We start from the raw sequence: 23,771 nt of genomic DNA, 5'->3' as shown, positions 1-23,771 counted from the left end.
TATGGCATTATATGTATAATATTCATGTGGTTTTTGTGCCACTTTTTTAGTGTGCGCAAAAATAAGATTAAAGGCTTTGGGCCTAAAGGAAAGGAAGATAAAATCATGGAACTCGATAGCCTTTCTTCACTTGAAAAACGTGAGATTTTATTTACTGATATAAAAAATGCCATTGAGGTCAACTGGATCAATAATTCCAAGCTGCCCAACAATGATGCTATAATTCGGTCCGTTCTAAGCTTATCAGATATTGATTCTGCTGAGGCACGCTTGAGACGCTTTGCACCATTTATTAAAATGATATTTCCGGAGACTGTAGAGTCAAAGGGGATTATTGAATCACCATTGGTGGAGGTGCCAGAGCTGAGGAAGGCTCTTAACCGTGAAAAAATAGGTGCCAATTTGGCGGGAAAACTTTATATGAAGATGGACAGCCTTCTGCCTATAGGAGGCTCTGTAAAGGCCAGAGGTGGTATCTATGAGGTGCTGAAATATACCGAGGATTTGGCTGTTAAGAGTGGTGTACTGGAAAGCTATGAGGATGATTATTGTAAGCTGGCCAGTCCTGCTGCCAAGGCTTTTTTTAGCACTAAAAAATTACACATAGGCTCCACTGGTAATTTGGGGCTTAGTGTAGGTCTTATGGGAAAGGCCATAGGCTACGAAATAATTGTACACATGTCCTCTGACGCAGCAGAATGGAAAAAGGAGCTGCTTCGCAGTAAGGGGGTAATTGTAAAGGCCTATGATGGTGATTATGGTGAGGCTGTTTCCAAGGCCAGGGCCGAAGCAGAGGTTGATGCCAATGGCCATTTTGTGGATGACGAAGATTCCAAGGAAATGTTTTTGGGATACGCTGTTGCCGGCAAGCGGCTTAAAAAGCAGCTGAGGCAGCAGGGAATAGTAGTGGATGATAAACATCCTTTGTTTGTATATATTCCATGTGGTGTAGGGGGTGCTCCTGGCGGCATTACTTTTGGCCTCCGACAGTTTTTGGGAGATAATGTACACTGCTTTTTTATGGAACCAACCCAGGCTCCTTGTGTGCTTTTGGGTATGGTTACTGGCCTTTATAACAATATTACAGTTCAGGATATTGGCCTTTCCGGGAAAACTCATGCAGATGGTTTGGCAGTGGGCAGACCGTCGGCGGTTATCGGTGATTTCATCAAGCCTTTTTTGACAGGTATTATTACTGTCAAGGATAAAAGGCTTTTCGAGTATTTGCGCATTTTGTGGGAGTCAGAAAAAATATTCATAGAGCCTAGCTCGTGTTCAGCCATTTACGGTCCTGTTTGCTGGAGCCATTCCAAGGAGATGGATGATTATCTGGAGGATAATAATCTTCATCGCTATATGGAAAACGCAACACATATTATTTGGGCTACCGGTGGCGGAATGGTGCCTGAAAATATTCGGCAGGAGCTTTTGGCGAAAAGAGTTTAATATATATAAGTTATAATAATTGATTTGGAGCTGAAAAAATGGATTTTATTGTAAATTCCCTTCTGGTGTATCTGTTGGGAACAGTGACACTGGTTTGGCCAAAGAAGGCTGAGCTGGGGGCACATTATTTTGGCATGCTTTGCTCTGTTGTTGCCAGTGGTATGGTGGTGTTTTCATCCTTGAACTATCTCCTGTCCGTTGGTAGCAGATGGCTGGTTGACCTGGCATGGGGTAGCTATACCCTTCAGGCAGATGGCTGGAGCGGAGCTTTTCTTTTGTTAACTGGCGTTGCTGGTGTAATTATAAGCCTATATGCCATTGATTATGGTAAGGGATACCTTGGCAGCAGAATAAGAGCCCTCAGCGGCCTTTGGAATTTGTTCCTGCTGTCAATTGTTTTGGTGCTTATTTCAGGGGATGCCTTTACCTTTATTATTTCATGGGAAATTATGGCTCTGGTGTCCTTTATGCTGGTATACCATGAGTCGGAAAAGAAAAAAACTGTGAGCGCGGCCTATCAGTATATGGTAATGACCCATATCGGTACGGCGGCAATAATGGTGGCCTTTTATCTGGTGGCCAGTACAGCGGATAGCTTTTCCTTTGTTGATATGTCCAAAAATAATTTGACAGGCTACATGAAGGATGTGGCCTTTCTTTGTGCCTTTGTGGGCTTTGCCTTAAAGTCAGGTCTTATGCCTCTCCATATTTGGCTTCCAAATGCTCATCCAGCTGCACCTAGTCATGTATCTGCCCTGATGAGTGGTGTTATGCTGAAGGTGGCTGTCTATGGCTTTGGTCGTTTTGCCTTCCAGTTCATTGGTATGGATATATTTTGGTATGGTCTTATAGTTATGGTTGTGGGACTTGTTTCCGCATTTCTCGGTGTTCTCTATGCCACCATGGAGGTGGATATGAAGCGTATTTTGGCTTATTCCTCCGTGGAGAATATGGGAATTATTTTTTCCGCCTTTGGTTGTGGTATGGTACTTTATTCCATGAATTTCCCTATGCTTTCAGTGGTTGCCTTTACAGCGGCTTTGGTTCATGCGGTGAGTCATAGTCTTATGAAGGGACTGCTCTTTATGAGTGCCGGCTGTGTAATGCATGCTACCGGAAGTAAGAATATTGAGCACATGGGTGGCTTGGCAAAGAAAATGCCTTACACTGCCTTGTTTACCTTAATCGGCTCCATGGCCCTTTCCTCTATGCCGTTTACTAGCGGTCTTGTAGGGGAGTGGCTTACTTTACAGAGCTTTATTACTTTGGCCCAGCAGGCCGGTTCACCGGAGCTTCGTCTGTTGGTGGTATTTGCATTTATTATGCTTGGTCTTACCGGTGCTACAGCCCTGGGCTGCTTTGTACGTATGTATGGTATTGCCTTTTTGGGCCGTGCCCGCACCCATATTGTGGAGAAGGCTCACGAAATGCCGTTTTTCATGTTGGCAGGACTTGGCTTGGAGGCCGTGCTTATCGTATTAATAGGTCTAATGCCGGATTTGCTTGTAAATCTTATGCAAAAGGTGGTGTCCGGCATCGGTATTACCCCTATGGGCAATCCACTGGGAATACTGTGGGGTGGAAGTGGCTATTATGCCCTGTATAGCCCTGCCCTTATATTTATAGTGTTTGCGTTTATTGGTGTATTTATGGTCGCTTCCGTTTATCGTTCCGGCACTTTCCAGGTAAAGGATGTTACGTGGAACTGCGGCACTGTGCCTACAGCCCGTCAGCAGTATTCTGCCACTGGCTTCAGTAAGCCACTGCGCCGCGCCTTTGACGGGATTCTTAATCCAAAGCGACGTACCACATATTTACGCAAGGAGCATGCGTATTTTGGCAGAAAGCTCCATTATGAGCTGTCCATACCGGACCTTTTTAATGATAAGCTGTACAAGCCGCTTCAGCAGATGTTGATAAATTCTTCCTCATCCTTCCACAGAATTCAGGAAGGAAGTGTTAGTATTTATATTGGCTACACCATGGTGGCCATGATTGTTGTATTGATTTGGGGGGTACTGTTGTAATGGAATATATAGTAACAAGTATCGGCCTCAGCTTGGTACAGGGATTTGTGTTATTATTGATTGCCCCATTGGTTGCCGGTATTATCAATAAGGTTAAGGCCCGTCTTCAGAAGCGCCAGGGTGCCAGCATTTTTCAGGAGTATTTTGATATTTGTAAGTGGTGGAAGAAGGCTACCATTTTGACTCCCTATACCAGGATTATCTTTGTACTTGCTCCAGTGGTTTATTTCATGACATCCTTTATGGCTGCCACCATGGTTCCAGGATTTTTGACGGGGCAGTTCAGCATTGGGGATGCCTTCGTATTCGTATATATTTTGGCCTTGGGACGCTTTTTTATGACCCTTTCCTCAATGGATGCTGCCACTTCTTTTGGCGGTATGGGCGGTTCCCGTGAAATCTACATTTCCGTATTGGTGGAGCCTGCGGTTATGCTGGCTATTCTCATTAACAGCATTCGCTATCATTCTACGACTCTTTCCGCCATGGTCATCGACTACAATGAGGCCTTTTTTACTGTGTCTGCGGTATTGGCCTGTGTTGCCTTCTTTCTGGTAATGCTTGCAGAAAACAGCCGCCTTCCGGTGGACAATCCGGACACTCATCTGGAGCTTACCATGATTCACGAGTGTATGACTCTGGAGTATTCAGGAAAGCTGTTGTCCCTTATTCATTTGGGCAGTTATCTTAAGATTGTTGTCTTTTTGGCTTTGTTTGGCGCCCTTTATGTGCCATTGGAAATTCCTTTGGCTTTGAAGGTGCTTTTGGGGGCAGTGCTTATAGGCATTGTGGAAACCCTCAATAACAAAATGCGCCTGTTCAAGGTTCGTGTATATCTTGGTGCCGCAATAGTTCTTTTATTGCTGGCTATAATTGCAGAGTAAGGGAGGCACAGAAATATGGATTATTTAGTTGTATTCTTAGTTCTTGTGGTTTTCCTGCAAACAAGAGTTACTGATTTAAAACGGGCTGTTATTTGTCTTGCCAGCCAGTCTGTAATTATTGCAATTGCCTGCTTTGTTATCGGCTTTTCCCATGGCAGTGATATTCACGCCGTAATGCCAGGAGTATTGACCCTCATTGTTAAGGTTATCTTTATTCCAGGGGCTGTTTATCGACTGGTAAAAAAGCTGAAAAACGAGCGGGAAATCGTATCTGCAAGTAATGTAAATTATTCCACTATGGCGGCGGCTCTCTTTTTGGTAATGGGCTATGCTCTTGTAGAGCGTCTGATGCCGGGAGCTGCTGGTCGTGATATTGTGGCTTCATCCATATTGATGATTATGACCGGTCTTTCCCTTATGGTGCTTCGAAAGCGAGCCATTATACAGATTTGTGGCCTTATTACCTTGGAAAACGGCATTTATCTTTTGGGGCTTCTTATGACAGAGGGTCTCCCTTTGGTGGTGGAGCTGGGCGTTTTTCTGGATGTTCTTATTGCTGTAGTGGTTCTGGTTATTCTCACCTCCAGAATGCGTCTGTCATTTATGACCACTGATACCAGCGTAATGAAAAAATTGAAGGGGTAATTTATGAATTTTGATATAAGAGAATTGATATATATAATACTTGCCCTGCCACTAATTTTCAGCGCAGTATCTGCCGTAAATTTTCTGGGCAAGAATGTGCTCCATTGGCTTAACCGGTTGGTGGCCACTGGAGTGGGAGTGGCTATAATTGCACTCCTCTTAAAATTTGATGCAGATATTCCATTTGCAGGGCAGTATATTTATTTGGATGCCCTTAGTATGTGGATGCTTCTTATAATCGGTACCTTGTACTTTGCCTTTGCCTGGACCAGTAAGGCCTATTTGGACCGCGATACCAATAAGCGTTATGGCTATCTTAGACGCTTCGGCTATCTTGAGGGGCGCTTTTATGCCCTGTCCCATATATTTGTATGGATTATGATGCTGGTTGTGTTGGTAAATAATCTGGGACTTATGTGGGTTACCATTGAGGCTACCACCTTGGTATCTGCTCTTTTGGTGGCCTTCAAGTTTACCCGTACCTCCCTTGAGGCTGCATGGAAGTATGTCATGGTTTGTACTGTGGGTATCTGCCTGGCTCTTTTGGGTACCATAATAGTTTACTATATACAGCTTTCTACCATGGGCAGCGATAGCCCGTTAAATTGGCTATACATGGTGGAGCACAGCAAAAATATCGATCCGGTGATGGCCAAGTTCGCCTTTTGCTTTCTCTTTGTTGGTTATGGCACCAAGATTGGCCTGGCACCAATGCATGCCTGGCTGCCAGATGCCCATTCCGAGGCCCCGGCCTTAACCAGTGGTCTTTTGTCCGGTTCATTATGTATTTGTGCCATTTATGTTCTTATTCGCAATATCGTTATTCTCATGCCTTCAATAGGTATTGATTTTATTAGTGGACTATGCCTGTTTTTCGGTATATTTACTATATTGGTGGCTGTGCCATTTGTGGTGGTGCAGCGGGATATTAAGCGTATGCTGGCCTATTCCTCTATGGAAAATTTTGGCCTTATGATTGCCGGACTGGGTTTATTCGTACCAGTAGCAGCCCAAGCTATGCTGCTTCACATGTTTAACCATGCACTGGTAAAATATTCCCTGTTCTATACAGCTGGTACTATTATGGAGGAGTATGGCACCAAGAATATGATGCGTATTCATGGCATGATGGTTCAGGTGCCACGGACAGCCTGCTTCTTGCTGCTGAGCATTGTGGCCATTCTCGGTATGCCACCATTTGGTGTATTTTTCAGTAAATTTTATATTATATATGGCTTTTTTACTGCTGAGCATCCTTGGCTGGGCGTTATTACCCTTGTATTGCTTGCCGGAATGCTGATTGGTATTTTATATCATGTTCTCCGCATGCTGGGAGGACAGTCCAAGAAGAAATCCTCCGGGGAGCTCTTTGGCATTATTGATTCCATGACCATTGCCGGATTGTTAATCTTCAGTGGAATTGCCAGCGCAGGGTTAAGTGAAATTACTGTTCTTAACCGTCTGCTGGAGGTTGCGGCCAGAATCGTTTTGGGAGGTGTTGTGTAATGATGACGACTATAATGCCGGAGGCCATTTTAATGGCAGCGGAAAAAATGTCTGATGGTGGAAAGCATCCTCTCACAGCCATGTTTGGCCGCGATGAAACCGCCAATGGTGTGGGATATGTTATATATTGCTTTTTTGAAATTCCCGAGGAAAAGACTGTAGATGGCTTCAAGGTAGTATTTAATCCCAATGGTTCATTGGAATATGACAGTATTACCCACGTGGTTCCTGCTGCTGCCTGGTATGAGCGGGAGATTAAGGACATGTTTGGTTTGGTGCCAAAGGGACATCCTGATCTTCGTCCATTGGTGCTTCATGAAACCTTTCCAGAGGATTTCTTTCCTCTCCGTAAGAATGTAAAGGTTAATGCCAAGGTGCGTGGTGAACGCCAGTTTAAGGTACGTACCGCCAAGGGTGAAGGTCTTTTTGAGGTTCCGGTTGGACCTATCCATGCTGGCATTATTGAGCCGGGGCATTTCCGCTTCAGTCAGGCCGGTGAGGCCATTCTTCAGTTGGATGCCAAGCTATTTTACACTCATCGTGGAATAGAAAAGGCAGTGGAGGGCAAGACTCCTTATGAAGCATTGCCTATTGTAGAGCGTATTTGTGGTGCCTGTAGCATTGCCAACACCTGGAGCTTCTGTCAGGCGGTGGAAAAGGCTGTAAATGTAAAGGTTCCAAGACGTGCTGAAATTATCCGTACTCTCTTAATGGAGCTGGAGCGTATCACCAACCACGTTGGGGATATTGGCAATATCCCGGCAGGTGTGGGCTTTAATCCTGCCATTAGTCTTGGAGGGCGACTTAAAGAGAAGCTGATGCGGCTTTGTGAGGCTGTAGCTGGTAATCGTTTCCTTCGAGGCGTTATTATTCCTGGCGGTGTGGCTCAAGATATTACCCATGAGCTTTGTGAGCGTATTCATCAAGTGATGGATGAGGTGGCTGATGGTGTCGAGGATATGGCCACTATGTTCCACGAGCAGGAGAATTTTCAGAATCGCATTCAGACTACTGGTATTGTACGCAACCAGACAGCCATTGATTTGGCCATGGTGGGAGTTGGCGCCAGGGCCAGTGGCTATGACCATGACAGTCGCAGTGATTTTAGTTATGGTGTCTATGATGAGCTTGACTTTAAGCCATACACCACGACAATGGGGGATGTGGCAGCCCGTCTGCTGGTTCGTATAGGTGAGCTTTCTGCTTCCTTTGAAATGGTGGATAAGCTCATTGAATTACTGACTAATTGTGGGGCTCAGGAGCTTTCTGTGGAAGTGGAATATACAGAAGGTACTGGCTGGGGTATCAGTGAATCTGCCCGTGGCAGTGATTTCCAATATGTGGCTCTTGATAGTGATGGCCGTATTGACAGGCTCTTTGTCCGCAGTGCATCCTATGCCAATTGGCCAGCCCTGCCTATTGCGGTTCAGGGTGATATTATCCCGGATTTCCCGCTTATTAATAAGAGCTTTGAGCTGTGCTATGCCTGCATAGATCGATAAAGGAGAGATGAGTAAAAGCTATGTTTAAGGTTTTAGAACGTATTTTTAAAGACAGGCTTGCTACTGAGGAAATCTCTCTGGCAGGCAGTGATAGATATAGAGGTCCAATAGAGGGAAGTGCTGATGGTGATGTACTTAAGGAATGTGCTGCTGCTTGCCCAGTAAAGGCCTTTGCTGTATCTGGTGGAGATTATTCCGTTGATTACAAGAAATGTATTTTTTGTGGTCGTTGTGTGGAGGCCTGTGCTCAGAAAGCAGTGGATGAAGCCGCTGAAGCTGGCTTAAAGCATAAGCATGAGGATGCTTTGCCGGTACTTATCGAGGCGGGACAGGAGGTGCTGCAGGAGGTTCTGAAGGTGAAACTGGGCCGTTCTTTGCACGTTCGTCATCTTGATGCTGGTTCCTGCAATGCCTGTGATTTTGAGATGGGGGCCATGAGCAACCCAATTTACGATTTACATCGTTATGGCGTGCATTTTGTAGCTTCTCCACGTCATGCAGATATGCTGATGGTGACGGGAGTAGTGACCCGCAATTTGGAGCAGGCTCTTAAGATGTCCTATGAGGCTCTTCCAGAGCCAAAGCTGGTAATGGCCTGTGGTGCCTGTGCGGCTGGTGGTGAGACCTATGGGGATACCTATGCTGTGGTAGGTGCTGCTGACAAGGTGGTGCCGGTTGATTTATATGTACCTGGCTGTCCACCAAGACCAACAGCCATGATTATGGGACTGTTGGCGGCTGCTGATATGCTTAGAGAAAAAATGAAGTGATTATTAAAATAAAAGCAGGAATAAAGGATGGTATACCTTTGTTCCTGCTTTTGTATTCTCATTTTTCTAAGATGACTTGTTTATTTGGTTATGCTAAATCTCAGGAACATTAGTTGGTTGTCCTTTTATTTGCGTCTTGATGATATTTTATTGTAAAAAATAATTACCTATTGAATTAAAAATATAAAAATTTGACAAAAAACATACAAAATATTGACATTAATATTTTAATAAAATATACTATAATACGTATTAAATATGTAATATAGGTGCTCAAATGAGCTTAATAGAGAAATCGGTATAAGCCGATGCGGTCACGCCGCTGTAATGCTGAGTGAGTTTTATTTATGTCACTGGGGACTCCTGGGAAGGCAAAACGAGCAATGAAGCAGAGCCAGAAGAACTGCCTATATTCGTAACGTTTGTTGCGTTCTGCGAGTGACAGAATGGCACCATTTTTTTGTGTGTTTTCCCTTCTGTTAATTGCAGAAGGGATTTTTAGTTTGGAGAGATGGTAATGGGAAAGAAAAAATGGTTAGCCCTGGCAGTACTAACTGCCATAACAACAGGTTCTATGTCAGGAGCTTATGTTTCTGATACCACTGATAGCGATTACGAGGATGTAATAGTTGAGAGAGCGCGGGTAGATTTTGCCGGAGGAATGGTAGCTAGAGAAGAATCTGTAGGCTTACTTGGGAAAAAGGATGTTATGGAAACACCTTTTCAGGTTATGACATTTGATTATGAAAAAACAAAGGTGTTTAATACAAGCCCTGATAGAAGTATTATGGATATAATACGCTTTTCCCCATCTGTACGCACAAGTATGGGACTTGATAGTGGTACAGCATATATTCGCGGTATGGGTGCTAATGGTAAATCATGGTTTATAAATGGTATCCCTGGTGTATCTCATCAAAAGGTAATGACTTCTGACTTTATTGATAAAGTAACTGTTATTTCAGGTCCTGCTATTGGAGTAAGAGGTACGAATGCTGCTTGGCAGGAAAATACTGGCGGTATCGTAGATATGCAGTCCAAGAGAGCATCTGATGCTGGTGATAGAAATATAAGCATTGGTTTTTCAGGCAAAAGTTATTTTTCTCAGTCAATAGATTTTGGTGAACGGTTTGGGAAAAATAAGGAATGGGGTATTCGTGTTAATGCAACTCACGGCGAGGGGAAATTAGCTGTAGATAATGCAGAAATGAAACAGTTAGATTTTTATGTCAATATTGACCATCGTGATGCTAAGAGTAACACTAATTTGTTGATAGGCTATGATGAAACTAAACAAAATGGTAATGGTGGAAACAGTTTAAGCATTGGCAATAAAGTAACTGCTATTCCGGCAGCACCTGATGGAAGTATAAACTTTTCTCCGGCATGGAATGAAGATGAGTACTCCAATTGGATGTTCACATTTAACCATGAGCAGCATTTTACTGATCATTTAACAGGTTTTATTGATGCCGGAAGACATGTTGAAGACTACAGTAGTTGGATTCAGGGATATAGCAAAATGTTGCAGAATAATGCAGGCGATTATTATGCCAATTCGCTTACAGGCTATGGTAGTGGCTTTTCCCAGTGGCCTGTTTATCATGTTGACGAGTATTTCCGTATTGGTGTAAAAGGCGATTTTAAAACTGGTGACTGGAAACATGATTATGTGTTAAGTTTTGACAAGCATTGGTTTGAGCGACGTACTGTAGCAAATTATGGCACTGACTCGGCACCAGGTCTTTATATTCCGGCACCAGGAAATATTTATACAACTAATAATGTTACTACGAATTATTCATTCCCAAGAAGCAGACTGAGCATTCAGCAGAAGCTTAATATGACTGGGTGGCATGTAATTGATACAATAACTTCTCCAAATGAAAGATTATTTGTTACACTTGGTTTGCATGGTCATAATGGTGTGAGAGCTCAGAATTATGACGGAAAAACTGGTATGAAGATTGATGCTGGTTCTACCTGTCCGACCGTAGCAGTTGCATATAAGTTTGATGATCATGTTACAGCTTATGTTAATCACAGTGAAAGCTTCGATGAGGGCAGCGTAGTAAGTAATCCTAAATATAAAAATTATGGTGAGTCAATTGATCCTTCAAAGACTCGTCAAAATGAGATAGGTATAAAATATTATAACGCTGGGATGGTTCAGACCTTCTCTTTGTTCAATATCAAAAAACAAGGTATTAATGATGTAATTGGTGATGATGGATTTTTATACCAAAAAGTAGATAAGCAAATGCATTACAATGGAATGGAATACTCTGCTGCAGGTAAAATTTATGGAAAACTTGATGGCATATTTGCGTTGAGTTGTCTCAATATCAGAAATACAGATGGAACTGGAGCATTGGGATTATCTAAGTGGGCAGGTAATTTTGGCTTGATTTATAAACCTGATAATAACTGGTCAATGATTGGTCGATATAATTATGCTTCTTCTGCACGAGTTCGTCATGCCAGTGCTACCGCAAATGCTTTGGATGTCCCAAGTTACGGTACTCTTGATTTGGGTGTGGTTTATAATACCAAGTTTAACGACAATGATTTAACTTTATCATTAATGTGTAACAATGTATTCAATAAGCGTTATTGGTATACTAACCCAGGATCTGGAAACTTAAATTTAGGTATGCCTAGAAGCATTACGTTTAATGCAACTTTGAAGTTCTAATTAATTACAGGGATAGCATATTTTGCTGTCCCTGTTTTCATAAAGGGAAAATATGAAAGATAAAGCTAATATACTTTCTTTGATGTGCTGTATGTTATTATTAACCTCTATAATATGGGCAGGAGTTAAAAATAATCCACATGTGCAACAGGAAGAAAACATTAAATTTATAATTAAAAACTATGATTCTGCCATGAATGAGCATGAATATAAATATCATGAGCATCCAACAAGAATTATCGTATTATGGCAAAATTCCATTGAAACACTGTTGGCATTAGGGGCAGGAAATAAAATAATTGCATCTGGGGGGTTATCAACTACTGATGTGTTGGATCAAAAATATATTGATGAGTATAATGATATTCCTGTAAAAACACGTCAAGTACCCAATATAGAAACTATGATGACTATGAAGCCTGATTTGATAGTTGGCTGGCTGTATGATTTTGCTGGAAAAAACGGAATAGGGAATAATAGTTTTTGGGAGAATCGTGGTACTAACATTTATATGACATCCATGAATGGTGCAGATTTCAAAAGTAAACATGTAGTTGAGGATGAGATAAAATACATTATTGATTTAGGAAAAATAGTCGGTGCTGATGATAAAGCCCATCACATTGAAAATAAAATCATGAGTAAACTATCAAATATGCCTCAGGAGTATGTAAAGCAAAAAGTTTTAGTTATTTCATCAGTGGGTAGACAGGTTACTATTTATACTCCTAGAACACTATCCGGTGATATCCTTACCAGATTAGGGGCAGAGGTTTTAGGAAAGGAACAGGAACAAATAGGAGAGGATGAATACATAAGCTATGAACAACTTCTAGTATATAATCCAGATATAATCTTTATTCAAAGCTCATCCCCAAATGATGTAATGCCTAAAAACAGATTAATAAATAATCCATCTCTTAAAAAACTTAAAGCGATACAATCGGGGAATGTTTTTAATATTCCATTTTATTTAACTCGGTGTCCGGGTGTAAGAGTATTAGATACAATAGATTATTTTAAGTGTGGATTATATGAACATAGGCAGTTTGAAGAAGGTGAAAAAAATGATTAAATATATGAAGAACCTGCTAACAACCTGGGGGATGGCAATTATACTGATAACTTCTGTTTTATTGGCGGTAACTATGGGAACCGTATCTTTATCTGTTAAGGAAGCCTATGGAACAATAGTATATGGAGTATCGGGTATTGATAGTTTAAAAAACTATGGTGAGTGTGTAGCGTATGATATCGTCTGGTCACTTCGCTTACCGCGTATCATACTGGCAGTTATGGTTGGAATGGGATTATCTGTGTGCGGTGTAGTTATGCAATCTATTGTGAAAAATCCATTAGCCGACCCATTTATATTAGGTGTTTCCTCAGGTGCGTCTTTTGGTGCAACTGTAGCTATACTGTTAGGGGTCGGAGCAGTATTAGGGGAAAATTTTATAGGTTTGGTAGCGGCTGGAGGAGCTTTTGCAGTATCAATAGGTGTACTCATATTGTCAAATTGTGGTGGAAGGTCCAATTCTATGAAACTATTGTTGTCAGGGATGGCTTTAAGCGCTATTTGTAGTGCGTTTTCTAGTTTTATAGTTTATTTCGCTAATAATAAGGAAGGGATTCAGACTATAACATACTGGTTAATGGGAAGCTTAGCTAATGCCAAATGGGATAATTTATTTGTGATGTGTCCGGTTATAGTTATTGGAACGCTGTTTTTTTATTCACAGAGTAGGGTATTAAACCTTATGCTGTTGGGAGATGATACTGCGATAACATTGGGGACAGATTTAAATCGTTTTAGGCATTTATACCTGATGGTAACAGCTTTAATGGTCGGTTTTGTGGTGTATAATGCTGGTATGATTGGTTTTGTAGGACTGATAATTCCTCATGTAATTAGAATGTTCGTAGGTACAGACCATAAAAAACTTATTCCAGGAAGTGCACTTGTTGGAGGCATATTCCTTATTTGGGCCGACGTAATGTGCAGAATTATTATTCCACGTACAGAATTACCAATAGGAATACTCATTTCATTAATTGGAGCACCATGCTTTGTATATTTAATGGTCAAGCGTACTTATGGTTTTGGAGGAAATGAGTAATGGAAATAACAGCAGAGGGAATTTCTGTATCCTTAGGAAATAAAAAGATAATTGATAATATATCAACACATATAAAAAACAAGCAGTTTGTAGGTATAATTGGGCCAAATGGAAGTGGAAAAAGTACGTTTTTAAAATGTATATACAGAGTATTAAAACCATCTGTTGGAATAATTAGGTTTGATGGTCATGATGTTGCATCTATGTCCTATAGAGAATCTGCAAAGAAAATGGCAGTAGTAGCTCAACATAGTTATTATAATTTTGATTTTGAAGTATTCCAGGTTGTACTAATGGGGCGTTCACCTCACAAAAAAATATTAGATAGGGATACCGAGGAAGATTATAAAATAGCTATGGAAAGTCTAAAAAGAGTTGGCTTGCAAGGCTTTGAACACCGTAATTTTTCTACTCTTTCAGGTGGTGAACAACAACGCGTTATTTTGGCACGTGCAATGACACAAAAAACAAATTGTCTTGTATTGGATGAACCGACTAATCATCTGGACATAAAATATCAGCTTCAGCTGATGGAAATAGTGAAGGGACTTGAAATATCTGTTTTATCAGCTTTGCATAACTTAAATATTGCAGCTCAATATTGTGATTATTTATACGCTTTTAAAAGTGGCAGACTGGTTGGAGAAGGGACAAAAGAAGAACTTCTGACAAGTGAATTTATAGGTAAACTTTTTGATGTAGATGTTGAAATATTAAAAGACCGTGATGGTAAGTCAGTAATAGTTTTTCATTCTATATAAAAATGTAAAACGCAGTCTTATAATCACGGGAACATTTATTAAGAAAAATATGGCATTTTTTCCTATTCTATAATATTGTAATAAGTAATATTACAATAGGGGGGAATTTACCTATGGAAAGCAAAATCAAGGAGTATATCAAGCTGGACAATCATCCGGTGGCCATTATTCAATCTGATACCTGTCCTGATGGTGCTACCCAGTTTAAGCCGGGGAAATGGGGCTGTGTCGTTGCCATGCTAAATGCTGCTTCAAAGGGGCGTGTAGCGGCTTTATCGGCTGCAACAACCATGTGCATCGGTGGCAAGGCAGGCCTTGGCTTTGAGAAATATCCATTTGGTTGGATTGAATATTTTCTTTCTACTGGTAGTGAAAAAGTGGACCGTTTCGAGCTGTACAAGAAAGACCCTGAGCTGGCCAAAGACTTTATTACAAAAGGGCCAAATGCCATGATAGAAAAGCTGCCGCCACGGAAGAAGTATCTGTTGTTTATGCCTTTGGAGCAGGTGACAGAGCAGCAGGGAAAGCCGGAATGCGTGGCCTTTTTGGTAAATGCAGACCAGCTTTCTGGTTTGGTGACACTTGCCAACTTTGACCATTCTCCACTGGATGCCACCAAGCTGTTATTTGGCGCTGGCTGTGCCCAGGCCATTCTTTATCCTATGGTGGATAGGGAGCATTGTTACGTTGGCCTAACAGACCCATCAGCCCGTAAATGTATCCATAAGGATTTGCTGTCCTTCAGCACCTCATACGAGCGGTTTATGGAAATGGAAGCTAATGCAGATGGTAGCTTCCTGACCACAGAGGCCTGGAATATTATTTCAAAGCGAATTTAATAAGGAAACTCCTAATATTCTTAATTTCTTGGTGGAAAATTATGGTATCATCGATTGCAGATGTATATCAAATATATAGCATAACAAATCAGCATGATGATACCTTCATGGCGTTCAAGCTTGCCCTTTGTATAGCAAAAAAACCATGTCAGAACCGAGAATCCAAACAGGACACCGATATCAATGACGTTTTCCATGATGAAAACCATCGGACTGATGGTGGCAGCGACACCGAGAATCATAAGGATATTAAATACGTTTGAACCCACAACATTTCCGATAGCCATATCAAGCTCGTTCTTTCTTGCGGCTGCAATAGATGTTACAAGCTCAGGAAGAGAGGTTCCACAGGCTACTATGGTAAGGCCAATCAGGTTCTCGGATAATCCAAAGGAACTTGCTATTGTAATGGCAGCATTAACAACCCAATCACCACCAAATTTTACGGCAGCTGCGCCTCCAATGATGTACACGATGGAAAGGAAAAGCGAAATATCCTTTGTATTATCATCTTCATCATGGGAGCTCACCTCTTGCTCAAAGCTCTCTTTTCTGGCTTTTTTTACGGATAATATCTGACTAATAATGAAGCCAGTAAAAATAATTAGCAGTATCACACCGTCTGTGTGTCCAAGCTCCATGCCGTTATATCCTAAAAATAAAAGTAGTATGGCACAGCCTAAGGCAAAGGGATAATCCCTTTTCATAACAGACTTGCTTACCATAAGTGGTGTAATAGCCGCCGATGCGCCTAAGACCACCATAAGGTTGAAAATATTTGAGCCGATGACGTTGCTTATAGCAAGGGCGTTGTTGTCGTTTAGGGATGCTGTTACGCTTACAGAAAGCTCAGGCAGGGAGGTGCCCATAGCTACGATGGTCAAGCCAATAATAAGGGAAGGGACCCGTAGCTTTTTGGCGACAGATGAAGCACCGTCAACGAAAAAGTCCGCGCCTTTTATCAGAAGTATAAAGCCCACTAAAAGTAATAAAACTGCTGTTAAGAGTGCCATTTGATTTCTCCTCATATAATAAATATTTCAAATTCTAACGGATTAAGAGTAATTGCGCGGCATAAAAAAAGACCCATGCGCACACAATATAAGCATGCGCATAAGTCTCATTCTTTAAGATCTGCCAGACTGTCTTGAATGTAATTCAGACAGTCGCGATTGTTGACAAATCACATGATAAATAACAACAATACCACGCGAACTACTCCCCTATGCAATACATAGACTTTATACTAAAATCGGGTTTTAGTCAAGTTTATTTTCGTTGTTTCAGTTAATGGTATGCATTTTAGAGATAAAGGATGAATCACGTAAAAAAGGAGAAAAAATGGCTAAAAATCTGATTATTTATTGCCACTTGGGCGAAGAAGGAAATAGAATAATACTATAGATAATGCAGTATATGAAAAACTGTAACGTAATATAATATATATGATGGCCTGCTGAATTAGCTTTAGCAGAAAGTGATAGAAGGAAAGGCGGAGAGGCAATGATTATCAACACGGGGCAAAGGACTGATATTCCGGCGTTCTATGCCGACTGGTTTGCCAACCGACTTCGAGCGGGCTTTGTCTGTGTCCGCAATCCCTACAATCCTCAACAGGTCAGCCGTTACCGACTTGATCCTGCCGTTGTGGATGTGATTGGCTTCTGCACGAAGAATCCGGCGCCCATGTTTCCTTACATGAATTTGTTGAAGGATTACGGGCAATATTGGTTTGTGACAATCACTCCCTATGGTCGGGATATTGAGCCCAATGTACCGGAGAAGCATGGCTTGCTGGATACTTTTAAAAAATTATCGGAGTTGGTGGGGATTGACGCCATAGGCTGGCGTTATGACCCGATTTTCCTCTCGGAGAGGTATACGGTTGATTATCATCTACGGGCCTTTGAACAGATGGCGACCACTTTGGCTGGCTATACAAAAACAGTAGTTATCAGCTTTATAGATTTATACGCCAAGGTCAGACGGAACTTCCCGGAGGTACGGGAGGTGGCCGTAGAACAGCAGCGGGCCCTGGGCAAAACATTTATTGGGATTGCCACTTCATGTGGTATGACGGTAAAGCCCTGTGCGGAAGGAGAAGAACTGGCGGCCTATGGTGCTGAATGTGGTGGATGCATGCGGATAAGCGATTATGAAAAGGCCATTGGCAAACGGCTGAAGCCACCGAAATGGAAAGGTGCCCGGGCGGAATGTGCCTGTTATCTTTCCTGTGATATTGGTGCCTATAACACCTGCCGTCATTTATGCCGATATTGCTATGCCAATGCAGAGCCGACCGTGGTAATGGCCCGGAGTCGCCTACACGATGTCAGTTCGCCATTTTTGGTGGGCAATTATATGGAGGGTGATATAATTCATGATGTTCAACAGAAATCATGGATTGATGGGCAAATGAGCCTCTTTAGGGTGTAAAGCACATGGAAATTCTTTAGAAAAAGTCTTGACTTGGAGCTGACTCTAAGTAGTATAGTTCAGGTGTATAATAAAACTTATATGGAAGGTATTATAACGCCATTGTTCAAGTTTTTCTTCTTTAGAAGAAAAATCTTCCAAATGGTGGTTTTGACTCATTTCACCTTTCTGAATGTTATGCGGCGAATATACAGGCGATGGCGGCTATGGGGCACATTTCAAGGCCATCGGGGAAAAGTTTGGCGGCTTTGATTTGATGCTGGGAGAAAATGGTCAATATAATATTGCTTGGCATGACATTCACCTGTTACCGGAGGAAACGGCCCAGGCGGCAGTTGATGTGAAGGCGAAGGCCCTATTGCCAGCTCACGGCGGCAAATTTGCCCTGGCCAGACATCCTTGGCAGGAGCCATATCATGAACTGACTCGTTATAGTCAGAATAAAAATTACAAACTTGTTACTCCGGAGATAGGTGAAGCCTTCTATATTGATAGTGACCCGCCACAACAGTTCAGACAGTGGTGGGATAACATGTATACAAGCGATAACTATATTTAATTTTCCATTTATGATATAATATGTAACTGTGTTCACTGCATAAGTACATATACATAATATTTAGGGGGATTGTTTTATGAAACACGATGATAATGAGTTTATGCAGCACGAATTGCGTCTGCCTGAGCTCACAGTTCGTGGTATGCTGTTGGGTGCTATACTTACGGTAATATTCACTGCATCCAATGTATATCTCGGATTGAAAGTAGGACTTACATTTTCATCCGCCATTCCGGCGGCGGTAATTTCCATGGCGGTCTTAAAGATGGCCAAGGATGCCAATATATTGGAAAATAATATGGTACAGACCCAGGCCTCAGCAGCCGGTACTCTTTCTGCAATTATTTTCATTATTCCTGGTATGCTGATGATTGGTTATTGGCAGGGCTTTGAATTTTGGCAGACCCTGTTGGTTTCCCTGTGTGGTGGCTGTCTGGGTGTATTATTTACTATACCATTGCGTCGGGCCATGGTTGTGCACAGTGATTTGGCATATCCTGAGGGCGTTGCGGCAGCAGAAATTCTTAAGGCAGGTAGCCATTCCAATGAGGAGAAAGGGAAGAGCAGTGGTCTTAAGGAAATTATGTCCGGCAGTGTTATTTCCGGTGTTGTGGCCCTGTTTACCAATGGTTTTCAGATGGTTTCCGATGGTCTTTCATTATGGTTCCCAGTAGGCCGTGGTATTTCCCAGATTGCCTGTGGTTATTCCGGGGCATTAATGGGAGCCGGCTATCTGATTGGACTTACCTCCGGTTTGTCAATTTTAGTGGGAATACTTATCGCCTGGTGCGGTTTCGTGCCGTTTTATACCATGACCAGTGTTCTGCCGGATGGCATGACCATGGAACAATTTGGTGGAATGATATTCAAGGACAGGGTTCGGCTTATTGGTGCCGGTACCATGGGCGTAGCTGCTATCTGGACCCTTATTACTTTGGCCAAACCAGTAATTGAAGGAATGAAAGAATCATTGGCTGCGGTGAATATGTCCGTTGAGGAACGTGGCCTGCACCGCATGGATATTGATATGTCCATAAAGAGCATCGGGGCGGTTTTTGCCCTGACCATGATAGGCCTCATGGGAATATTCTACGTTTTTGTTTCCGCTGAAGGGCTTCCAATGACTGAAACCCTTACCTTTACTGTTGTAGGTGTCGCTGTTGCGACTCTTATGGGCTTTTTCGTGGCGGCTGCCTGTGCTTATATGGCTGGTCTTGTCGGTACATCATCCAGTCCAATTTCCGGTATTGGAATCATTGGTATAATAGTTTCTTCTCTGGTAGTTTTGTTCTTGGCAAATTCCTTTGGTATATTTGATATGCCAGGTGGAGAAAAGTTTGCAACCGCAACTGCAATTTTTACTACTTCAATTATTTTAGCTATTGCCTGCATTTCCAATGATAATATGCAGGATTTGAAAACAGGTTATATGGTTGGTGCCACTCCATGGCGTCAGCAGGTGGCTCTACTGTTGGGCTGCGTTGTGGGAGCTATGGTAATTGCTCCGGTTCTTAATCTCCTTTATGAGGCCTATGGCTTCGTTGGGGCTATGCCACGCCCTGATATGGATCCTAATCAGGTCCTTTCCGCTCCACAGGCTACATTGATGACCACCATTGCCCAGGGTATTTTCTCCAGCGAATTGGCCTGGGAATACATCTATATCGGCATAGGCCTGGGGGTTGGACTTATTCTGATTGACCAACTGTTAAAGAAGACCACCAAGAGTTGTGCTTTACCGCCACTGGCTGTTGGTATGGGTATTTATCTCCCGCCTTCTCTTCAGTTCCCGTTGGTTGTTGGTGCAGTAATGGGGTATTTAGTCAATAAGAGCGTCAGAAAGGCCAAGGGAGAAGAGGGTGAAGCCGAGGGAGTGCGTCGTGGTACATTATTTGCTTCCGGTCTTATAGTTGGTGAATCCATTATCGGTGTAATATTGGCCGGTATTATCGTAGTATCCGTATCCGGTGGCGGCAGTGATGCACCGTTGGCTATCGCCGGTTTTGAAGGTATTGCTGATTGGCTTGGTTTCATTATATTCATTGCGGTGATAACAATTTTTGTAAAGGTAGTCAAGGGCAACAATAACAATTAATTTTAAGTCGTAATCAGGTTGATATTAGGAGCATGACATAATGTTGGATGATTATTCAAATGAAGCAATAATAGATGGTGTGCTGGCAGAATTTTCCCAGTTGGCCGGGATTCCCAGAAAATCAGGTCATGAGAAGGCGGTCAGCGATTATTTGGTAAAGGCTTTTACGGATATTGGCTGTACTGTTCATCAGGATGAAGTAAATAACGTTATAGCTGATTTACCGGCCACGGCAGGGCAGGAAGAGGTACCGGTTATCATAATGCAGGCCCACATGGATATGGTGTGTGTGGCTGACCATGGTGTTAAGTATGACCCATTGACTGACCCGATAAAAATCGTGCGGGATGAACAATTCCTCTCAGCCGAGGGAACCAGCCTTGGGGCCGATGACGGTATTGGGATAGCTGAAGCACTCTTTATTATGAAGAATTTAAAGTCCCATGGACCTCTGCGGGCGATTATCACCGTCGACGAGGAACAGGGAATGACCGGAGCCATGCAGCTTGATGCCAGATATCTTCAGGATGCCCGGTATCTCATTAATTGTGATTCTGAAAATTATGATGAACTGACGGTTGGCAGTGCCGGCAGCGTAAATATTGATTTTAACCGTAAATTGACCTTTGCCGCGCCACAAGGGGACAAGGCCTACAAAATTCATTTAAAGGGTCTGCTGGGCGGTCATTCCGGTATGGAAATTCAAAAGGGACGTGGTAACGCAATTCGTACCATGGCTATGCTGCTTAACGCTCTTGATGAAGCCGGGGTAGTGTATGAGCTTTCCTCCTTTACCGGTGGCAAGGCCAGAAATTCCATTCCGGCAGAGGCAGAGGTGGTTATTTCCACCGTGGCGGAGTCCCAGGTCATTCAGGATGTAATAGACGCTGAAAAGGAAAGCTTTCTTGCCAAATTCGGCGATATAGACGACGGGATTGAGTTCATATTGACTGAGGTGGATAAGCCACAGCAGGTTATGAATGAGGATGACCGTGACAGTGTGGTTCGTCTGATTATTTCTCTTCATAGCGGTGTATTTGCCATGTCACAGGTAGTGCCTGGCTTGGTGGAAACATCAGCAAACCTTGGTATGGTCACTATGGATGCCGGTGATGTAATCAGCATTGCCTACTTTCCGCGTTCTTCCAGCGATGCCAAGCTCAGCGAATTTGTTCTTCAGGCCAATATAATTGCACAGTTGGCGGGCTTTACGGCAGTTATTGGCAATCAGTCTCCTGGCTGGAAGGAAAATAAAGACAGTAAGCTGGCCAAGGTTATGTTAGACATATTTGCGGCACAAAATGGCAAGCCTATGAAGGTGGAAACCATTCATGCCGGTCTGGAATGTGGCTATCATGTCATGAAGAATCCTAAGCTGGATGTGGTGTCCATCGGGGTAAATACCTTTGATATACACAGCCCTCAGGAAAGACTGGAGCTGTCGACAATTCCACCTCAGATTCGGTTGATTGCTGAAGCAATACATAAGCTGTCTGAGTAACATATGTTATTATAATTCCCCCCTGCACGTGGCAGTATATAACCTGTCCTTGTAGGGGGATTTTTGTTTGAATATTTGATTGAGAGCCGATGAATTTGCTATTATTAGGTGAAGGACAAGGGAGTAAACCATTTGGGCGAAAAGGAGTGAAATCTTTTGAAAAGACGTTTGGTAACAGCTATTATCGTATTTATGGTGCTTGTTTTGGCGGCGGGTTATGCCGTAGGTGATTATTTTGTAAATTATGCCCTGAAACGTGGCAATGATACAGATCCGCTGGCACCCCCTGCTGCCTGTGTAAGTATTCATGACGAGAGCAGAAAAATACCTGCTATGCCATCAGCACCGGCGGAGAAGTGGAATATTGAAGCCACAGATGGCAGACGTTTGGTGGCAACCTTTTTTGCACCACCCCAAAATGGACATCGTTGGGCCATATTGGTACATGGCTATGGACGCGACCAACGCTATGCCAGAGATTATGCAGAGGCATATTTGGAACATGGCTGGAATGTGCTGACACCGGATTTATGTGCTTCCGGGGAAAGTGAAGGGCAATACATCACCATGGGGGTAAAGGAAAGTGAGGAGGTTGCCCTATGGGCAGCCAAAATCAAAGAGCGTGACCCTGAGGCAGAAATAGTGCTACATGGCGTATCTATGGGGGCAGCCACAGTAATGCTGACAGCAGGAAGATACGATGTACCGGGGATGTCGGCTGTTATTGAGGATTGCGGTTACACCAGTGCCTATGAGATGTTCGCCAACCAGTTGGGGGTAATCTTCGGCTTGCCGGAGTTTCCTATCATGCCCTGTGTTGATGTCGTAAGTGGTATAAAAACAGGCGTTAAAGTATCTGATGCTGCCCCATTGAAGGCCGTGCCCAGCATAAAGGTTCCTGTCATGTTCATACATGGTAATGCTGATAAGCTGATACCTCCTGCAATGATGGAGGAGCTGTACAAGGCCTGTAACGCACCAAAAACAAAGCTGATTGTCGAGAATGCTGGACATGGTGACTCGATGAAGGAGGCCAAAGAGGAATATTGGAGGGCTGTGTTCAGCTTTTTGGATAAGCATTGATGGATGTTCATCCGGTAAGTTTCTTTTTGGAGACGCTTGATGATGTATAAGCCAGAAATATGTGTGATGGCATTAGGAGAGAGTATATGAAAAAAACATTGGTTTATGTGCATGGTAAAAATGGTGATGCCGGAGAAGCTAGGCACTATAAAGCTTTTTTTGCTGAACATGATGTCATCGGCTTTGATTATAAGTCTGAAACACCCTGGGATGCCCAGGAGGAGTTCTGCTCTTTTTTCGATTCCCTGGGTGTGCAGTACAACAATGTTACTGTAATCGCCAATAGTATCGGAGCATACCTTACCATGTGTGCATTGGGTGGCAAACATATGGAGAGGGCTTATTTTATCTCCCCTATTGTCAATATGGAGTACCTGATTACGAACATGATGAAATGGTGCGCCGTTTCAGAAGCTGAGCTACGAAACAGGGGAACAATAGATACAGACTTTGGTGAACGGCTGTCGTGGAAATATCTTTCATGGGTCAGGATCAATCCAATCTCATGGAGTACGCCAACAGCAATATTGTATGGTGCTGACGATAATATGCAGTCCCTTGATACCATACGGGTATTTGCAGATAAAATACGTGCAGAGGTTACCGTGATGGAAAATGGGGAGCATTGGTTTCACACTGAAGAACAGATGGCGTTTTTGGACAATTGGATTCGTAAGATTAATTCTTTGTGATTTGTTTATGGTAGACGCAATCTGGAAATTAGTACAGATGGTCTATAACTAGAAAAATAAGGGCTGTCGCATTTGATGATATGCTCCCCCTATGGGAGACAGTAAAAAATAAAACTGTCATCATAGGGGGAGTTTTTATGCCACAAAAACATAAAATTACAGCAGAGGAGAAAGTTAAACTTGTCCGAGCTTACCTATCAGGAGAGATTACTC

General features: G+C 42.7%; 19 protein-coding genes and 1 riboswitch. Of the genes, 18 read left to right on the top strand and 1 reads right to left on the bottom strand.

Annotation, left to right across the window (positions count from 1 at the left end):
- The first annotated feature begins 105 nt into the window (after window positions 1-105).
- From ACKI5G_RS05720 to ACKI5G_RS05665, 12 genes are all read left to right on the top strand, one after another.
- On the top strand, window positions 106-1,446 hold the full coding sequence (locus tag ACKI5G_RS05720; RefSeq protein WP_407398473.1) for a D-serine ammonia-lyase: 1,341 nt from the start codon (window positions 106-108) through the stop codon (window positions 1,444-1,446).
- A 38-nt stretch (window positions 1,447-1,484) separates the two neighbouring features.
- A complete protein-coding gene (locus tag ACKI5G_RS05715) occupies window positions 1,485-3,473 on the top strand; it encodes a proton-conducting transporter membrane subunit (RefSeq protein ID WP_407398471.1) in 1,989 nt (662 codons plus the stop codon).
- The gene (locus ACKI5G_RS05710; RefSeq protein ID WP_407398469.1) at window positions 3,473-4,357 is read left to right on the top strand and encodes a respiratory chain complex I subunit 1 family protein; all 885 of its coding nucleotides are present in this window, start codon (window positions 3,473-3,475) and stop codon (window positions 4,355-4,357) included. The genes ACKI5G_RS05715 and ACKI5G_RS05710 overlap by 1 nt, the downstream gene beginning before the upstream one ends.
- A 15-nt stretch (window positions 4,358-4,372) precedes the next feature.
- Window positions 4,373-5,002, top strand: coding sequence for a hydrogenase (locus ACKI5G_RS05705; protein WP_407398467.1), 630 nt, complete (start codon window positions 4,373-4,375; stop codon window positions 5,000-5,002).
- 3 nt (window positions 5,003-5,005) lie between these two features.
- A complete protein-coding gene (locus ACKI5G_RS05700; protein ID WP_407398465.1) occupies window positions 5,006-6,508 on the top strand; it encodes a proton-conducting transporter membrane subunit in 1,503 nt (500 codons plus the stop codon).
- A complete protein-coding gene (locus tag ACKI5G_RS05695) occupies window positions 6,508-8,010 on the top strand; it encodes an NADH-quinone oxidoreductase subunit C (protein ID WP_407398463.1) in 1,503 nt (500 codons plus the stop codon). The genes ACKI5G_RS05700 and ACKI5G_RS05695 overlap by 1 nt, the downstream gene beginning before the upstream one ends.
- A gap of 20 nt (window positions 8,011-8,030) precedes the next feature.
- Window positions 8,031-8,780: an NADH-quinone oxidoreductase subunit NuoB gene (gene nuoB / locus ACKI5G_RS05690; protein ID WP_407398461.1), complete on the top strand. Its 750-nt coding sequence runs from the start codon at window positions 8,031-8,033 to the stop codon at window positions 8,778-8,780.
- Between the two features lie 250 nt (window positions 8,781-9,030).
- Window positions 9,031-9,206, top strand: a riboswitch (cobalamin riboswitch).
- A 91-nt stretch (window positions 9,207-9,297) separates the two neighbouring features.
- Complete coding sequence (locus ACKI5G_RS05685; RefSeq protein WP_407398459.1) at window positions 9,298-11,475, top strand: TonB-dependent receptor; 2,178 nt, start codon at window positions 9,298-9,300, stop codon at window positions 11,473-11,475.
- 52 nt (window positions 11,476-11,527) lie between these two features.
- Window positions 11,528-12,550 carry an ABC transporter substrate-binding protein gene (locus tag ACKI5G_RS05680; RefSeq protein WP_407398457.1) on the top strand — a complete coding sequence of 341 codons (1,023 nt, stop codon included), beginning with the start codon at window positions 11,528-11,530 and terminating at the stop codon, window positions 12,548-12,550.
- On the top strand, window positions 12,543-13,592 hold the full coding sequence (locus ACKI5G_RS05675) for a FecCD family ABC transporter permease (RefSeq protein ID WP_407398455.1): 1,050 nt from the start codon (window positions 12,543-12,545) through the stop codon (window positions 13,590-13,592). The genes ACKI5G_RS05680 and ACKI5G_RS05675 overlap by 8 nt, the downstream gene beginning before the upstream one ends.
- Window positions 13,592-14,353: an ABC transporter ATP-binding protein gene (locus ACKI5G_RS05670; protein WP_407398453.1), complete on the top strand. Its 762-nt coding sequence runs from the start codon at window positions 13,592-13,594 to the stop codon at window positions 14,351-14,353. The genes ACKI5G_RS05675 and ACKI5G_RS05670 overlap by 1 nt, the downstream gene beginning before the upstream one ends.
- 113 nt (window positions 14,354-14,466) lie before the next feature.
- Entirely contained in the window at window positions 14,467-15,192 is a 726-nt protein-coding gene (locus tag ACKI5G_RS05665; protein WP_407398451.1) for a DUF169 domain-containing protein, read from the top strand.
- A gap of 47 nt (window positions 15,193-15,239) precedes the next feature.
- Here ACKI5G_RS05665 and ACKI5G_RS05660 read toward each other — a convergent pair whose 3' ends face one another.
- Window positions 15,240-16,205 (bottom strand): calcium/sodium antiporter, encoded by a 966-nt coding sequence (locus ACKI5G_RS05660; RefSeq protein WP_407398449.1) that lies wholly within the window; start codon window positions 16,203-16,205, stop codon window positions 15,240-15,242.
- Between the two features lie 490 nt (window positions 16,206-16,695).
- Between ACKI5G_RS05660 and ACKI5G_RS05655 the strand changes: the two genes are divergently transcribed.
- From ACKI5G_RS05655 to ACKI5G_RS05630, 6 genes are all read left to right on the top strand, one after another.
- Complete coding sequence (locus ACKI5G_RS05655) at window positions 16,696-17,628, top strand: DUF1848 domain-containing protein (RefSeq protein WP_407398447.1); 933 nt, start codon at window positions 16,696-16,698, stop codon at window positions 17,626-17,628.
- Window positions 17,629-17,800: 172 nt separating this feature from the next.
- Window positions 17,801-18,187, top strand: coding sequence for an MBL fold metallo-hydrolase (locus tag ACKI5G_RS05650; RefSeq protein WP_407398445.1), 387 nt, complete (start codon window positions 17,801-17,803; stop codon window positions 18,185-18,187).
- 76 nt (window positions 18,188-18,263) lie between these two features.
- The gene (locus ACKI5G_RS05645) at window positions 18,264-20,282 is read left to right on the top strand and encodes an OPT family oligopeptide transporter (protein ID WP_407398443.1); all 2,019 of its coding nucleotides are present in this window, start codon (window positions 18,264-18,266) and stop codon (window positions 20,280-20,282) included.
- 40 nt (window positions 20,283-20,322) lie between these two features.
- Complete coding sequence (gene pepD, locus ACKI5G_RS05640; RefSeq protein ID WP_407398441.1) at window positions 20,323-21,783, top strand: beta-Ala-His dipeptidase; 1,461 nt, start codon at window positions 20,323-20,325, stop codon at window positions 21,781-21,783.
- A 156-nt stretch (window positions 21,784-21,939) separates the two neighbouring features.
- Window positions 21,940-22,866, top strand: a complete 927-nt coding sequence (locus ACKI5G_RS05635; protein WP_407398439.1) for an alpha/beta hydrolase — start codon at window positions 21,940-21,942, stop codon at window positions 22,864-22,866.
- Between the two features lie 86 nt (window positions 22,867-22,952).
- Entirely contained in the window at window positions 22,953-23,558 is a 606-nt protein-coding gene (locus tag ACKI5G_RS05630; protein WP_407398437.1) for an alpha/beta hydrolase, read from the top strand.
- Window positions 23,559-23,771 lie beyond the last annotated feature (213 nt).

The organism is Anaerovibrio sp. (assembly GCF_045637405.1).
GTDB lineage: Bacteria > Bacillota > Negativicutes > Selenomonadales > Selenomonadaceae > Anaerovibrio.
Note: the sequence above shows the minus strand (reverse complement) of the source record. Positions and strands in the feature narration are given on the sequence as shown.

Coding starts and splice junctions, on each gene's coding strand:
- ACKI5G_RS05720 (WP_407398473.1), top strand. CDS start 106: ATGGAACTCGATAGCCTTTCTTCACTTGAAAAACGTGAGATTTTATTT.
- ACKI5G_RS05715 (WP_407398471.1), top strand. CDS start 1,485: ATGGATTTTATTGTAAATTCCCTTCTGGTGTATCTGTTGGGAACAGTG.
- ACKI5G_RS05710 (WP_407398469.1), top strand. CDS start 3,473: ATGGAATATATAGTAACAAGTATCGGCCTCAGCTTGGTACAGGGATTT.
- ACKI5G_RS05705 (WP_407398467.1), top strand. CDS start 4,373: ATGGATTATTTAGTTGTATTCTTAGTTCTTGTGGTTTTCCTGCAAACA.
- ACKI5G_RS05700 (WP_407398465.1), top strand. CDS start 5,006: ATGAATTTTGATATAAGAGAATTGATATATATAATACTTGCCCTGCCA.
- ACKI5G_RS05695 (WP_407398463.1), top strand. CDS start 6,508: ATGATGACGACTATAATGCCGGAGGCCATTTTAATGGCAGCGGAAAAA.
- nuoB (WP_407398461.1), top strand. CDS start 8,031: ATGTTTAAGGTTTTAGAACGTATTTTTAAAGACAGGCTTGCTACTGAG.
- ACKI5G_RS05685 (WP_407398459.1), top strand. CDS start 9,298: ATGGGAAAGAAAAAATGGTTAGCCCTGGCAGTACTAACTGCCATAACA.
- ACKI5G_RS05680 (WP_407398457.1), top strand. CDS start 11,528: ATGAAAGATAAAGCTAATATACTTTCTTTGATGTGCTGTATGTTATTA.
- ACKI5G_RS05675 (WP_407398455.1), top strand. CDS start 12,543: ATGATTAAATATATGAAGAACCTGCTAACAACCTGGGGGATGGCAATT.
- ACKI5G_RS05670 (WP_407398453.1), top strand. CDS start 13,592: ATGGAAATAACAGCAGAGGGAATTTCTGTATCCTTAGGAAATAAAAAG.
- ACKI5G_RS05665 (WP_407398451.1), top strand. CDS start 14,467: ATGGAAAGCAAAATCAAGGAGTATATCAAGCTGGACAATCATCCGGTG.
- ACKI5G_RS05660 (WP_407398449.1), bottom strand. CDS start 16,205: ATGGCACTCTTAACAGCAGTTTTATTACTTTTAGTGGGCTTTATACTT.
- ACKI5G_RS05655 (WP_407398447.1), top strand. CDS start 16,696: ATGATTATCAACACGGGGCAAAGGACTGATATTCCGGCGTTCTATGCC.
- ACKI5G_RS05650 (WP_407398445.1), top strand. CDS start 17,801: ATGTTATGCGGCGAATATACAGGCGATGGCGGCTATGGGGCACATTTC.
- ACKI5G_RS05645 (WP_407398443.1), top strand. CDS start 18,264: ATGAAACACGATGATAATGAGTTTATGCAGCACGAATTGCGTCTGCCT.
- pepD (WP_407398441.1), top strand. CDS start 20,323: ATGTTGGATGATTATTCAAATGAAGCAATAATAGATGGTGTGCTGGCA.
- ACKI5G_RS05630 (WP_407398437.1), top strand. CDS start 22,953: ATGAAAAAAACATTGGTTTATGTGCATGGTAAAAATGGTGATGCCGGA.